Origin of the sequence: Micromonospora sp. NPDC085948 (genome assembly GCF_040686315.1) — a bacterium.
GTDB lineage: Bacteria > Actinomycetota > Actinomycetes > Mycobacteriales > Micromonosporaceae > Micromonospora.
The window spans coordinates 274,942-287,917 of record NZ_JBFBJW010000003.1 but is presented as its reverse complement, the minus strand read 5'-3'; the positions used below and the strand labels follow the sequence as shown (position 1 = coordinate 287,917).

Here is a 12,976-nt window from a genome sequence, read left to right as displayed (position 1 = left end):
CGTACCCCATGGAAAGCCTGTTTCCGGTCGTCGTCTTCCTGGCGATCGCCACCTTCGGCGCCGCGCTGGCCCGCCGACTCGGCCTGCTCGCGCCGATCGTGCTGGTCGTGCTCGGCCTGGCGCTCTCCTTCGTGCCCGGCGTCCCGCACGTCGAACTCGACCCGGAGCTGGTGCTCGTCGGCATCCTGCCGCCGCTGCTGTACGTCGCGGCGCTGGAGACCTCGGTGCCGGCGTTCAAGAACAACATCCGGCCGATCCTGTTACTCGCGGTCGGCCTGGTGTTGTTCACCGCGTTCGTGGTCGGGTTCGTGCTGCACCTGCTGCTGCCGCAGGTGCCGTTCGCGATCTGCCTGGCGCTCGGCGCGGTGGTCGCCCCGCCGGACGCGGTGGCCGCCACCGCGGTCGCGCGCCGGGTCGGGCTGCCCCGCCGGGTGGTCACCATCCTGGAGGGGGAGAGCCTGGTCAACGACGCCACCGCGCTGGTGCTGCTGCGGGTCGCCACCATGGCCACCGCCGGCTCGGCGGTCGGCACCGCCGACGTCACCATCGAGGTGCTGCGGGCAACCGGCGGCGGCATCCTGATCGGCGCACTCGGCGCGGTGGTCTTCGGCTACCTGCACCGGCGGATCACCGACCCCCTGCTGGACAACGCCCTCTCGTTGATCATTCCGTTCGCGGTGGTGTTCGCCGCCGAGGCGGTGCACTCCTCCGGCGTGGTCGCCGTGGTGGTCACCGGGCTGGCGCTCGGCCACAAGCTGTCCCAACTGCTCTCGGCGGCCTCCCGGTTGCAGACCGCCGCGTTCTGGCGGCTGGTCCAGTTCCTGCTGGAAGGGCTCGTCTTCCTCCTGGTCGGCCTGCAACTGCGGGAGGTGCTTCGCGACCTCGACGAACCGGCCGGGTCGCTCGCGCTGATCACCGTCGCGGTGCTCGCCACGGTCGTCCTGACCCGCTTCGTCTGGCTCTTCCCGGCCACCTACCTGGCCCGGCTGGTCCCCCGGGTCCGCCGCCGGGACCCGGCCCCGTCACCCCGGTTCCCGATCGTCATCGGCTGGGCCGGCATGCGGGGCGTGGTGACGCTGGCCGCCGCGTTGGCCCTGCCGCTGACCCTGGCCGGCGACGAGCCGTACCCCCGGGCACTGTTCATCTGGTTGGCCTTCGCGGTGATCGTGGTCACCCTGGTCGGCCAGGGCGCCACCCTGCCGCTGGTCGCCCGCCGGTTGAAGCTGCCCCAGGACGACCCGGTGCAGGACGCGTTGTCGGCTGCCGGGGTGCAGCAACAGGCCAGCCGTGCCGCCCAGGATCGCCTCGACGAGCTGGCCGACAGCGCCCCCGACGCGGTGGTCGACCGGTTGCGCCGCGCGCTGGAAGATCGCAACAACCTGGCCTGGGAGCGGCTCGGAGGCGCCGAGCGGGAAACGCCGTCGCAGGCGTACGGTCGGCTACGACAGAAGATGATCGACGCCGAGCGGGATGTCTTCCGGGCTGCCCGGGACTCCGGCCGGATCCCCGAGGAGGTGCTGGTGCGGGCCTATCGTGACCTGGACCTGGAAGAGTCGTTGCTGCGGGAGGTCGAGAAGTGAGCTGCCAGCATCTGGCCGAGGCGGACGCGGTGGAGCCACGCACCACCGAGGAGTGCCCGGACTGCGTCGCCATCGGCAACGCCGACTGGGTGCACCTGCGGGCCTGCCTGAGCTGCGGGCACGTCGGCTGCTGCGACTCGTCGCCGTACCAGCACGCGACGAAGCACTTCGAGTCCTCCGCCCACCCGGTGATCCGGTCGGTGCAGCCGGGCGAGACCTGGCGCTGGTGCTACGTCGACGAGGAGATCGGCTGACCGCTGCGGTTGGTCAGGGCCCACCGGGTCAGCGGTGGCACGGCCAGGCCGGTGCCGGCGAGGAGCCCGGCCAGGGCCAGCCAGCCGAGCGGACCACCGCCGAGGATCAGCCAGGTCAGCACCGCCGGCCCCGCCGCGCGGGCCAGCCCGGCGAGCAGGGTGTCGACCCCCTGGTAGGCCCCAACGGCGTCCGGGGCGGCGAGGTCGTAGGCCAGCGCCGCCCCGGCCCCGGCATGCCACAGGTCGCCCAGGGTGTAGATCACCGTTAGAGCGCCGAGCCGGTCACCCACAGCCCGGTCCCGACGGTGTTGGCGAGCGTGGCCAGCGACAGGGTACGCAGCCGGCCCGGCGGCGGCAGCGGCGACAGCGACCGCCAGCGGCCCCGAATCCCCGCCCGGATGCCCACACGTCCGACCCTAGATCCGACGCGTGGGTGTCGATGCCCCGAGCGCTGCGGCGCCCGTCACAGCCCGCCTACGGGCGCATCCGTTGCCCCAGCGCTCCCGAGGTGTCATGTGGCACGTGGGACTGTCCAGCATCGAACCCGTCGCCGCGGCTGGTCCGCTGATGGCGTGGGTAGCCGTGTGACGGGTGGCCGGGCGGGCTACGTCCTGCCCGGTCAGTCCGGGGTGTCGTCCTCGGTTGGGCGCGGTTGGCGGTACTTCTTGATCCACGCCTCGACGTCCTCGGCCAGCCAGACCTTCGTTCCCCGTAGCTCCTGGTACGGCTTCGGGAAGGTGGGGTACCGGGCGAGCTGCTGGAACCGCTGCCGCGAGACGCCCAGGCGCTCGGCGATTTCGTACGGCCCCATGAGCTGCCCTGGCCCTCGGTCCATAGCCCGAACGTAAAGCGACTCGCCCTTTCCTTTCGGATATTGCCAGTTGACTAATCCGACCGGGGCGACGACCGTGGACGCATGACCCGACACGTGCCCTACGGCGAATACTTGGCGGCAGTAGCCATGACCCTGGCTCGCAGGCATCAGCCGGTGTGGTCGTGGGTCAAGTGGCGGAACGTCTGCAAGTGCGGGAACGAGCTGCCCTGCCGGACGAGACACAAGGTCCCGATCAACCGGGGCCACTGGCCGGGTGAGAACCGATGACCGCGCACGGGCCGGTCCTCCCGCTGTGGCTGTGCGAGGGATGCGACCGGCCCTGGCCCTGTGCCACGCGCCGCGGGGAGCTGTTCGGGGAGTACGCCCCGTCGTCGGTAGTCCTCCGGATCTACCTGGGGCCGCACCTGGTGGCAGCAACGCAGGGCATGTCCTGGGCTCCCGCCGACGCCGTGTGCCGCAGGTTCCTCCGGTGGCTAGCGTGAAGGCCGGAGACGTCGTGCTGATCGGCGCTGCCTGCTCGCCGCAGTTCACCGGCGACCGAGCGCTACGGGTCCGGCTGGTGCTGGTCGGCGAGGTCGACCCGTACAACGGCTGGATGTGGATAATCGGGTACGTACTCGACGCGAAGTGGCTGGCTACGGCCAGGCGCGAGCTGTACGTCATGAGGGCCGGGATTGTCATCCAACGGCGAACCGCCCCGGCGGGTGTGCAACCGAGGCGGTCCAGTTCGCGCGTAACGGCCTAAGTCATATCGGCCTCTATCCCCGCACGGGTCAGTCGTTGAGCGTGTCTGTGTGGGCCATCGGGTGATCATCGGTCCTCGGTCGCCTTGGCGGTGGTGGCAGCGGGCTTGGTCGATTCGGCCATGGCTGTCCTCCGTGGCCAGTTGGACCGTTGTCCAGCCCACGTAAGAGGAGTCCTGACCATTCCTAATACCTTCCCATCTGGTCTGAGACGTCGTCTTCATCTGGCGGGACTGCCATGTCAGCGCCTGTCGAGCGTGTGAACCATTGCTAAGGCATTGTGCCAATCTTCCACATGGCGATTGCGGCCACCAGGCATGCAATGACTGCAAAGGTCAAATAGTCGCCAATTCTCGTGTGGCGTCGGTCGGACCAGAGGGTCATGTACAACACGGCGGGTATGCCCGCAAGCGCCAGGACTGCGAATGCCAGCCCAAGGATAAGCGGGTTCGACTTCAGGTAGCCGCCAAGAACTGCCAAGACGTAGACGATCGCGGCAGCTATGAGGTTGGCCAGGACGTTGACCAAGACGTCTCGGGCGAGGGACCGGGTCGAGGTGGCAGGCTGCAGGGGAGTGGTCACCTCGTCAGGATGGCGGACGAAGGCCAGAGTGGACAGATGGCCCTACCCTGGCCGGGTGCTTGCTGCTGAGGCTCCGAAGATCACCGACTGGATGCAGGCGTGGGGGAGCCTCGCCGGTCTGGTGATGTCGACCGCAGCCGTGATTTTCACCGGCCTGCTATTCCGCCACGAGATCCGTGTACGTCGTGATGAGCAGCGCGACAGCGAGGCAGCGCAGGCGCGGTTGGTCGTCGCTCAGATCGCTGGCCTAGAGATGGCCGGCACCGATAAGGAAACTGGCTATCCCGTCGGCACGATGGTCGGGGTGCACTGGCGGGTCAAGAACCACAGCCAAGCGCCGATCTTCGATGCCGTCGTCTCGATCGATGGGTGGACGGAAGAAAGGTGGGGCGAGGTAATCGAGGGGCAAGCCTCGGGGGTCGTGCAGTGTGATCCACCGTTGGCTCTCGACTACGGCTCGTATGATCCGCGAGAAGCCTTGGTCACGGTCGAGTTCACTGATGTCGCAGGTCTTCGCTGGACGCGGACGTTGGGAGATCCACCCGAGCGTGTAATCTTCCATCCGGCCAAGTACAGGGGCTTGAAGCGTTGGTTACCGTTCCTGCGTCGCAAGCCATCCACGTTCGACCCCACCCCGCCGTTCTGAACCAGCCAGGTCACTGTTACCCGCTGGGAGAACACCTTGGTCCGTGTAGGTCGAACCGCTGACGCCAGGCATCCTCGGTCTCACCCCGTACGTCGGGGGCATTCATGGACCTATCGGGGGTGCCCGGTATCTTGCGACGCGTCGTGCCCATCGCTCTCAGCCGGCCTCTGGGCCTGGCGTGTTCGTCGGCCGCACTGCGTTCGCCCGATTCGGATCGGCGCGGGCGATCACGTCCGCCGGTGGTAGTGGTTTCGGCGGGGGATCTGTTCGGGGTCGAGCCAGGCGGGTGGCACGAATTCGGGATGCCCGTCGCCGCCGAGCCGCACGACCCACTCGCTGTGGTGGAGATGTCGGTGGTGGTGGCCGCAGAGCAGGACGGCGTTGTCGAGGCTGGTCGGGCCGCCGTCGGCCCAGTGTCGGATGTGGTGGCCGTCGCACCAGCGGGGCGGGCGGTCGCAGCCGGGGAAGGCGCAGCCTCGGTCGCGCAGCACCAGGGCGCGGCGGAGCGGGCCGGTGATGAGGCGGCGTTGCCGGCCGACGTCGAGGACCTGACCGGTGCTGTTGAGGACGGCGGGCAGGATGGCGGCGTCGCAGGCGAGCTCGCGCACCGTCTCGGCGCTGATCTGCTGGCCGGTGTCGAGAGCGCCGGTGCCCAACTGCTGGGTCAACCCGTCGTAGCTGGTGGTGACGACGACCTGGACGGGGTCGCCGCCGTTCTCGGGTAGCTCGCCGGTGCGCAGGGCGAGCCGGCACACGTCGGTGAGGGCGTCGTGGCGGCGCTGGCCCGGGGTGCGGGTGTCGTCGGGGCCGCTGGGCGTGGTCAGTGGGTCGATGGCGGCGCGGAACGCGGCTGCGGCTTCGGTGTTGAGGATGCCGGTGAGGCGGAGCCGGCCGTCGGGCTGCTCGCTGACGATGACGTGCCGGTCGCGGGCGGCCCGCGACTCCGATGCCCGTAGCGCGGCCTCGGCGGCGGTGTCGGCAACCTCCGGGGCGACGTGGTCGAGGATCCGGGTGCCGAGTTTGCGCAGCAGGGTCGGCTCGAACTGCCCGGCCCACTCGACCAGCACATCGACCGCCTTGTCGGCGGCCTCGGCGCCGGCGGCGGCGTGCACGTCGCCGACCGTCGCGCCGATGACCCGGGCCTGCTCCACACTGATGGCCCCACTGGCCAGAGCTGCGCGCACCCCCGGTGGGCCGGTGTCCAGCGCGCCGGCGAGGTCGACAAGTCGGCGGGCGGCGGGGACCGTGAGCCGTAGCCGGTCGCGCAGCCAGACCGCCGTCGAGGACGCGTCCTGCGCCACCGCCGTGCCCCGGCCGTCCAGCTCACGCACCAGGGTCAGTCGCACGGCCGCCAGACGGCTCTCAAGCCGGTGCGCGGCGTCGAGAGCCGCGACGAGGTCGGGCTCGGTGAGAGCCCAGGCCGGCGCGTCGGCGCAGGCGGCGACCGCCGCCTCCGCCTGCGCCAACTCCTCGAACACCCACCGAGAATAGAACAGGTGTACGACAACTTCGGCGACCCGCGCGTGGGGAGGCTATTCGTGCCTGCCGACCTTGAGCGCGTTGCGCGCCCACGTCAACATCTCGCACCCGTCGTCCTGGCACTGCGCGCAGCGGCTCGGCGGCTTGCGATGCTGGTTGATCACCCGTTGTGCGGTCCAGATCAGGAGCGCTGGCGTCACGGGTCCGTCGTCCATGGGCACGGCTCCACCTCCGAAGGCAGGTAGGCACCGGGCGTGAGACGCGGGCCCGGGCGCACGCTGAGACGGCCCGAACTCCGGCCGGGGTCCGGGTCGCCGCCCGCCACGTCGACGATCGAGGCGGGCGGTCAGGGCCCGCCGCCGGAGTCGCTGGCGTGACCACTGTTGTAGGCCTGGCTGTCGTTGCCGCCGTAGCCCTTGCCGCGCATGGTGCCCCGGCGTTGGCGGCGCTGACGGTGCCCGCTCGCCGCGATCGCCTGGCGCGCCCGACGCATCGTCTCGTCGGCTCCGGTCGGGGCGCGACGACGGCGTCGCGCCCCGACCAGCAGCGCGGCCACCAGGAGTACGGCGAGCAGCAGGGCGGCCACCCCGACCGGGATCCACACTCGTCCATCCATGCTCGCGATGGTAGGTACCCGGGTCCAGCGGAGCTGGTGGCCGCCCGGGGGGAGGGCGGCCACCAGGCGTGCGTGCTCAGGACAGCGAGCAGGGATTCCCGTTGACGGTGACCAGGCCCGGGTTCGGGTTGGCGCCGCCGGAGGTCGTCGCGTTGAAGCCGAACGTCACGGTGCCGCCGGGATTGATCTTGGCGTTGTGTGACTCGTTCTTCGCGGTCACCGTCGCACCCGACTGGGTGACCTTCGCCAACCACGCCTCGCGTACCCGCTGGCCGCCGGTGAACGCGAAGCGCACGTTCCAGCCGTTGACGGCCGTGGCACCGGTGTTGCGGATGGTCAGCTGTGCGGTGAACCCGGTGCCGCCCTGCCAGGTGCCGTAGTTGCTGTAGCTCACCGAGCAGGTGCTGGCCGGCACCGCGCCGGCGTCACCCTGGTCGGCCAGGAACGAGGCGATCCAGGTCAGCGCCGAGTTCCAGTTGATCGCCACCTCGTTCGTCGAGTACGAGTTGATGTCGTCGACGTAGCAGAACATCGGCTTGCAGCCGGCGAGCAGCTGTGCCACGAACGGATCCTGCAGGGCGGCGTTCGGTCCACCGGCGATGGAGCCGGCCGGCGGTCGGGGCAGGTTCGGGTCGAGCTGGTGGCCGAAGATCCGACTGTGCTGGTTCTGCGCGGCGTGCTCGCCCCACCCGGTGACGTAGGAGATGTTCAGGGCGTTGCGGCCGAAGATGTAGTCCATCGCCTGCACGGCCCCGTCGCGGTAGGCGGGGTTCCGGGTCAGGTCGAACGCGGTGGCCAGCACGACGGCGTTGTTGATGACGTTGCTGTTGCCGCCCCAGAAGTAGCTGTTGGCGTCACCGGGCATCGGCAGCCCGTACGCCTGCCGGCGCAGCTCCGCGAGGTACGCGTCGGCCGCGGTGGTGACCGAGGCGCGGACCCGGGTGAGGTCGGCGGCGGGCAGCCCGTTCGGCACGGTGGCCAGGTCGAGGCGGCCCAGCGCGGCCACGCTCTGCCAGCCGAAGCCCCGCGCCTCGAACACGTCTCCGGTGTGGTGCGGCGACGCGGTCAGGTCGGTCAGGTAGGTCGCCGCGCCGGTGCTGAGGTACAGCTCGGACGCCGCCCAGTAGAACTCGTCGGTGACGTTGCTGTCGTCGTACGCGCCGCCACCGGTGCCGTCGGTCGGGCTGGCGTACACCGCGGGGTGGGCCTTGGCCGCGGCGTAGGCCGTGGTCGCGGCGGTGCCGCAGCGGGTCGCGAACGCCGCGTCGTAGGGGGCGAACAGTCGCGCGCACTGGGCGGCGGTGGCGGCCAGGTTGAGGGTGGCCGCGGTCGACGGCGGGTGCAGCTCACGCGGTTGTGGGTCGTCCTGCGGCGCGAGCGGCAGCCCGGTCCAGTTCTGGTCGTGGATCTTGTGGTGGACCATCCCGGCCAGTGGCTTGCCGGCTGGTACCTGCATGCGCAGCAGGAACTCCAGCTCCCAGCGGGCCTCGTCGAGGATGTCCGGCACACCGTTGTCGCGTTCCGGCACCCGCAGCGTGCTGTCGGCGAGTTCGGCGCCGCCGTCGGCGGTCGCCGCGGTCTTGGTGCGCTCGAAGGTGTTCAACAGTTGGTAGGTGGCGATGCCGCCGTTGACCACGTACTTGCCGTGGTCGCCGGCGTCGTACCAGCCGCCGCGCACGTCCAGCGAGTAGTCGCAGACGCCCGGCTGGCAGGGCACGTTGGTGTCGCCCTTGTTGGGTGCCACGTCGAGGTGTCCGGCGGGGCGGGCGTACTCGTCGCCGATCAGGTCGCCGTCGATCGCGATGCCGCTGCGCTGGGCGTAGAAGAACTGCAGCGAGTCGGAGCGCAGTTGGTCGTAGACGGCGCCGGAGATGTCGAACGGGTGACTGGTCTCGCCGTCGACGGTGAGGGTCAGTCCGCTGCCGGGGGTGCGGTAGCTGGAGAAGTCGACGGTCTGCACGTTCTGGCCGGAGGCGGCGTCGACACCGCGTGCGGTGGTGGTGCCACTGGCCACGACGGCACCGGCAGCGCTGCGCAGCTGCCACGGCAGCGCGCTGGTGGACTCGGTGACGACTGTGGCGTTCTTCGGCCCGCCGGGCAGGTAGCCGACCTGGTTGACGCGCACCCGCGGCCCGGTGTCCGGAACGTACGGCTCGGGCGGTTCGCCGCCGCGCAGCGAGACGTCGTCGAGGCAGATGGTCTGCGTCTGGGCGGAGCCGCCGACCTGGAAGATCAGTTGGGCGTTGGAATTGTCGTCCGGGACGGTGAAGGTCTGCTCGACCCGCTGGAGGGTGCCGGTCGCGGTGGCGTCGACGGCCGCGTACGTCGTGTACGGGGCACTGCCCAGTTGCAGCACGGCCTTGACGGCGGCGCCGGGGGTGGCGGAGACGGCGAAGCCGAGGGTGTATTCGGCGCCCGCGATCAGCGGCACCCCGTCCTGGCCGATGCCGGCGTCCCAGGGGTTGGCCAGCCCGCCCGCCACGGTGGTGCAGAGCTGCCCGTCGGTGACCGCGAGTGCGCCGGTGCCGAACGAGAACCAGGGGCTCACCCCCTCGCTGAAGTCGCCGTTGTCGATCTGCTCGGGGGCATCCGGCGGTGGCGCGGCGTGGGCCGCGCCGGCGCCCGCGCCGGTGAGGGCCAGGGTGGTCGCCGCGGCCAACAGGAGGCGGCGTCGGGATCTCGTCACGGGGAGTCCTTCCGGACGGGTGGGGGACGGTGGTGGTGACCGAAAACCTGGGAGCGCTCCCAGGTAACGGCTCGATGTTTCCAGCGGCGGCACCGCGTGTCAATTGATCTGACTGGATGGGTTCTGGCGCGCGACGAGGGCGACCGCCGCGCCCGGCTCGGCCCGGGACACCGGCGTGTGGACGTGAGATTGGCCGCGCCACGCGCCGTCGTCCTGATCTCCTAGAGACAACTGCGCCCTTCGCCTGGCAGGCTGCCTCCCATGACCCTGAAGCTGCGTTCCGTGGGAACGAGCGACCGTGGGCTGATCCGCAGCGGAAACCAGGACGCCCTGCACGCCGGGAACTGGCTCGTCGCCGTCGCCGACGGCATGGGCGGGATGGCCGCCGGCGACCTGGCCAGCGCCCTCACCATCGACGCGCTGGCTCCGCTGGACCTGGAAACCCCCGAGGACGCCCTGGTGGCCGCGCTCGAAGGTGGCATCGCGCTGGCCACCTCCCGGATCCGGCAGGCGGTCGCCGAGGATCCCGAGCGCCAGGGCATGGGCACCACACTCACCGCCCTGCTGTTCGCCCGGACCGGCAGTTGCCTGGCCCTCGCGCACGTCGGCGACTCCCGGGCCTACCTGTTCCGCGAGGGCGTGCTCAAGCAGGTCACCCGGGACGACACGTTCGTCCAGATGCTGGTGGACCAGGGCGTGATCACCGCGGACCAGGCCAGCAGCCATCCGCGCCGCGCCGTCGTCACCCAGGCGCTCCAGGGTGAGGAGGTCAACCCGTCGTACTCGACCATGGTGCCCCGGGTCGGCGACCGCTGGCTGCTGTGCAGCGACGGCCTCTCCAACGTCGTCCGCCCGGACACCCTCACCGAGGTGCTCAGGGACTATCCCGATCGGACCGCCTGCACGGGCAAGCTGATCGATCTGGCACTGCACGCCGGCGCACCGGACAACGTGAGTGTCGTGGTGGCCGACGTCCTGGAGGAGTAGCGCCGGCGCTCAGCGTCGGCGTGGCGCGGCGCGCCGGGTGGGGGTCGCCGTCCGAGGATCCTCCGGCCACGGATGCCGGGGATAGCGCCCGCGCAACTCGGCGCGCACCTGCGGGTAGCCGGTACGCCAGAACGAGTCCAGGTCGGCGGTGACCGCCACCGGCCGGCCGGCGGGGGAGAGCAGGTGCAGCAGCACCGGTGTCCGCCCGGCACCGATGCGGGGGGCCGCCGACCAGCCGAACGTCTCCTGGAGCTTCACGGCGAGCACCGGCGCGGCCGGATCGGTGTAGTCCACCCGTACCCGGGACCCGCTCGGCACCTCGATCCGCTCCGGGGCCAGCTCGTCCAGGCGGGCGGCCTGCGCCCAGGGCAGTAACCGGCGCAGTGCCGACGGCACGTCCACCCGGGCCAGGTCGGCCCGACGGCGAGCCCCGGCCAGCTCGGGACCCAGCCAGGTCGCGGCGGCGTCGAGCAACGCCTCGTCGCTGACCTCCGGCCACGGGTCGCCCAGGTGGTGCCGGAGGAACCCGAGGCGCTCCCGCAGCGCCCGCGCCGCCGGTGTCCAGGTCAGCAGCCCCAGCCCCTCCTGGCGAAGACCGGTCAACACGGCCGCCGCCACCTCCGCCCGCTCCGGCCGGTCCAGCCGCCGCTGGAGCAGCTCGATCGCGCCCAGTCGGGTCACCTCCCGGGCCACCACGTCACCGTCGGACCAGCCCACCTCGCGACTCGTCCGGAGCAGCGGGCCGGCCGCCTCCCGGGCCGTCGCCTCGTCCACCGGCGAGGCCCGGCGGATCCGGGCCGACGGCGCGCCGGGGTTGCGGTCCGCGACGGCCACCGCCAGCCAGTCGGACCCGGCCAGCCCCGACCCGGCCGTCAGCTCCGCGGCGGTCCCGCCGGTCATCAGGTACGACGATCCGCCCGGCCGCCGCACCCGGGCCAACCGCTCCGGGTACGCCAGACCGACGAGGAGCCCGGCGGCGAGATCGTCGCTCAGCCCACCCGAGCCGGGGGCGGCGCGGCCGTCGGTCGGGGAGCCGGTGGGTAACGCGGCCCGCAACCGGCGTACCTCGGTGCGCCAGCGGGCGGTCGCCCCCGCGTCGACGCCGGCGCGCAGCCGACGCCAACCGGCGACCAGGTCGTCGCCGGGGCCGGCCGCGCCCTCCTCGGCGAGCAGGGCGACCACCTCGGCCGCCCGGTCCGCGCCGACCCGACCGGCGCCGTCGAGCAGCGCCCTGGCCAGCCGTGGGTGCGCGCCGGCGGCGGCGATCGCCCGCCCCCGCGCGGTGATCCGACCGTCGACGTCGACCGCGCCCAGGGTGAGCAGGGTGTCCCGGGCCACCGTCAGCGCGGCAGCCGGTGGCGCGTCGGGCAGCGCGAGCCCGACGCCGTCCGGCCGGCCCCAGGCGGCCAGCTCCAGTGCGAAGCCGGTCAGGTCGGCGGTGGCGATCTCCGGCTCGGCGCGGGCGGGCAACCGTTCGTGGGTCGCCGCGGACCAGCAGCGGTAGACGTACCCGGGGGCCTCCCGACCGGCCCGACCGGCCCGCTGGGTGGCGGCGGCTCGGGAGACCGGCACGGTGACCAGCGCGCCCAGCCCACGGGCCAGGTCGATGCGGGGCACACGGGACAGCCCGGCGTCCACCACCACCCGTACGCCCGGCACGGTCAGGCTGGTCTCGGCCAGCGCGGTGGCCAGCACGACCCGGCGTCGGTCGGCGGGACGCAGGGCCGCGTCCTGCTCGGCGCCCCGCTGCCGGCCGTGCAGCGGCAACAGGGCGACGGTGTCCCGCAGGTCGGCCAGCCGCCCGCTGACCGCCGCGATCTCGCCGGCGCCGGGCAGGAAGACCAGCACGTCACCGGCGCGTTCGCGCAGCGCCCGCCGGACGGTCGCGGCCACGTGGTCGAGCAGTGCCCGATCCACCGGCCCGGCACCGGAGGTGACGATCGGGCGCGCCGGCGGGGCCCAGATCCGCTCAACCGGGTGCAGTGCCGAGTCGGCCCGTACCACCGGGGCCGGGGCGGACCCGCCGAGCAGCGCGGCGAAGCGGTCGGTGTCCGGGGTGGCGGACATCGCCAGCAGCCACAGATCCGGCCGCAGCGCGGCCCGCGCCTCCACCGTGAAGGCCAGCGCCAGGTCGGCGTCGAGTTGCCGCTCGTGGCACTCGTCGAGCAGCACCGCGCCCGTGCCGGACAGCTCCGGGTCGTGGTGCAGCCGGCGGACCAGCAGGCCGGTGGTGACCACCTCCACCCGCGTCGCGGAGCTGACCCGACGCTCGCCGCGCACCGCGTAGCCGACGCGGTCGCCGACCCGTTCACCGAGCAACTCGGCCATCCGTCGGGCGGCGGCGCGCGCGGCCACCCGACGGGGTTGCGCGATCACCACCCGACCGCTCACCCGGTCGGCCACGGCCAGTGGCGCGAGGGTGGTCTTGCCGGTGCCCGGCGGAGCGACCAGGACGCCGGCCCCGGCCGCGTCGAGTGCCGCGACAAGCGCCGGCAGCACCGGGCGTACCGGCAGGTCCAGGGTTACGTCGGAGAGCACGGCCCAGTCTCGCACCGGCGCGGGTGCCTC

At 72.1% G+C, this 12,976-nt stretch carries 14 protein-coding genes; 5 read left to right on the top strand and 9 right to left on the bottom strand.

Features of this window, described 5'->3' with window-relative positions; translation table 11 throughout:
* Positions 1-8 precede the first annotated feature (8 nt).
* Both AB0O48_RS10990 and AB0O48_RS10985 read left to right on the top strand, forming a co-directional pair.
* The gene (locus AB0O48_RS10990) at positions 9-1,580 is read left to right on the top strand and encodes a Na+/H+ antiporter (RefSeq protein WP_357569915.1); all 1,572 of its coding nucleotides are present in this window, start codon (positions 9-11) and stop codon (positions 1,578-1,580) included.
* Entirely contained in the window at positions 1,577-1,834 is a 258-nt protein-coding gene (locus AB0O48_RS10985) for a UBP-type zinc finger domain-containing protein (RefSeq protein ID WP_357245553.1), read from the top strand. The genes AB0O48_RS10990 and AB0O48_RS10985 overlap by 4 nt, the downstream gene beginning before the upstream one ends.
* On the opposite strand, the gene AB0O48_RS10980 is transcribed toward AB0O48_RS10985, so the two are convergent.
* From AB0O48_RS10980 to AB0O48_RS10970, 3 genes are all read right to left on the bottom strand, one after another.
* Entirely contained in the window at positions 1,810-2,097 is a 288-nt protein-coding gene (locus AB0O48_RS10980; RefSeq protein ID WP_357245550.1) for a hypothetical protein, read from the bottom strand. The two genes, AB0O48_RS10985 and AB0O48_RS10980, sit on opposite strands and share 25 nt — an antisense overlap.
* Before the next feature lie 2 nt (positions 2,098-2,099).
* Complete coding sequence (locus AB0O48_RS10975; protein ID WP_357245548.1) at positions 2,100-2,240, bottom strand: hypothetical protein; 141 nt, start codon at positions 2,238-2,240, stop codon at positions 2,100-2,102.
* A gap of 213 nt (positions 2,241-2,453) precedes the next feature.
* Entirely contained in the window at positions 2,454-2,669 is a 216-nt protein-coding gene (locus AB0O48_RS10970; protein ID WP_334509531.1) for a hypothetical protein, read from the bottom strand.
* 469 nt (positions 2,670-3,138) lie between these two features.
* On the opposite strand from AB0O48_RS10970, the gene AB0O48_RS10965 reads away from it, so the two are divergent.
* A complete protein-coding gene (locus tag AB0O48_RS10965) occupies positions 3,139-3,414 on the top strand; it encodes a hypothetical protein (RefSeq protein WP_357245544.1) in 276 nt (91 codons plus the stop codon).
* A 268-nt stretch (positions 3,415-3,682) separates the two neighbouring features.
* Here the strand turns inward: AB0O48_RS10965 and AB0O48_RS10960 are convergent, their stop codons facing one another.
* Positions 3,683-3,994 (bottom strand): hypothetical protein, encoded by a 312-nt coding sequence (locus AB0O48_RS10960; RefSeq protein ID WP_357245542.1) that lies wholly within the window; start codon positions 3,992-3,994, stop codon positions 3,683-3,685.
* Positions 3,995-4,049: 55 nt separating this feature from the next.
* Between AB0O48_RS10960 and AB0O48_RS10955 the strand changes: the two genes are divergently transcribed.
* The gene (locus AB0O48_RS10955) at positions 4,050-4,640 is read left to right on the top strand and encodes a hypothetical protein (protein WP_357245539.1); all 591 of its coding nucleotides are present in this window, start codon (positions 4,050-4,052) and stop codon (positions 4,638-4,640) included.
* Positions 4,641-4,867: 227 nt separating this feature from the next.
* On the opposite strand, the gene AB0O48_RS10950 is transcribed toward AB0O48_RS10955, so the two are convergent.
* The 4 genes from AB0O48_RS10950 to AB0O48_RS10935 form a co-directional block, all read right to left on the bottom strand.
* Positions 4,868-6,118 carry a DUF222 domain-containing protein gene (locus tag AB0O48_RS10950; RefSeq protein WP_357569914.1) on the bottom strand — a complete coding sequence of 417 codons (1,251 nt, stop codon included), beginning with the start codon at positions 6,116-6,118 and terminating at the stop codon, positions 4,868-4,870.
* Positions 6,119-6,172: 54 nt separating this feature from the next.
* Entirely contained in the window at positions 6,173-6,334 is a 162-nt protein-coding gene (locus tag AB0O48_RS10945) for a hypothetical protein (protein ID WP_357245532.1), read from the bottom strand.
* Positions 6,335-6,465: 131 nt separating this feature from the next.
* Positions 6,466-6,735, bottom strand: a complete 270-nt coding sequence (locus AB0O48_RS10940; RefSeq protein WP_357569912.1) for a hypothetical protein — start codon at positions 6,733-6,735, stop codon at positions 6,466-6,468.
* A gap of 76 nt (positions 6,736-6,811) precedes the next feature.
* Positions 6,812-9,421 carry a glycoside hydrolase family 9 protein gene (locus AB0O48_RS10935; protein WP_357569911.1) on the bottom strand — a complete coding sequence of 870 codons (2,610 nt, stop codon included), beginning with the start codon at positions 9,419-9,421 and terminating at the stop codon, positions 6,812-6,814.
* A gap of 261 nt (positions 9,422-9,682) precedes the next feature.
* Here AB0O48_RS10935 and AB0O48_RS10930 point away from each other — a divergent pair, with 261 nt between their 5' ends.
* A complete protein-coding gene (locus AB0O48_RS10930; RefSeq protein WP_357245523.1) occupies positions 9,683-10,408 on the top strand; it encodes a protein phosphatase 2C domain-containing protein in 726 nt (241 codons plus the stop codon).
* A 9-nt stretch (positions 10,409-10,417) separates the two neighbouring features.
* On the opposite strand, the gene hrpB is transcribed toward AB0O48_RS10930, so the two are convergent.
* Positions 10,418-12,946 (bottom strand): ATP-dependent helicase HrpB, encoded by a 2,529-nt coding sequence (hrpB, locus tag AB0O48_RS10925; RefSeq protein ID WP_357245520.1) that lies wholly within the window; start codon positions 12,944-12,946, stop codon positions 10,418-10,420.
* Positions 12,947-12,976 lie beyond the last annotated feature (30 nt).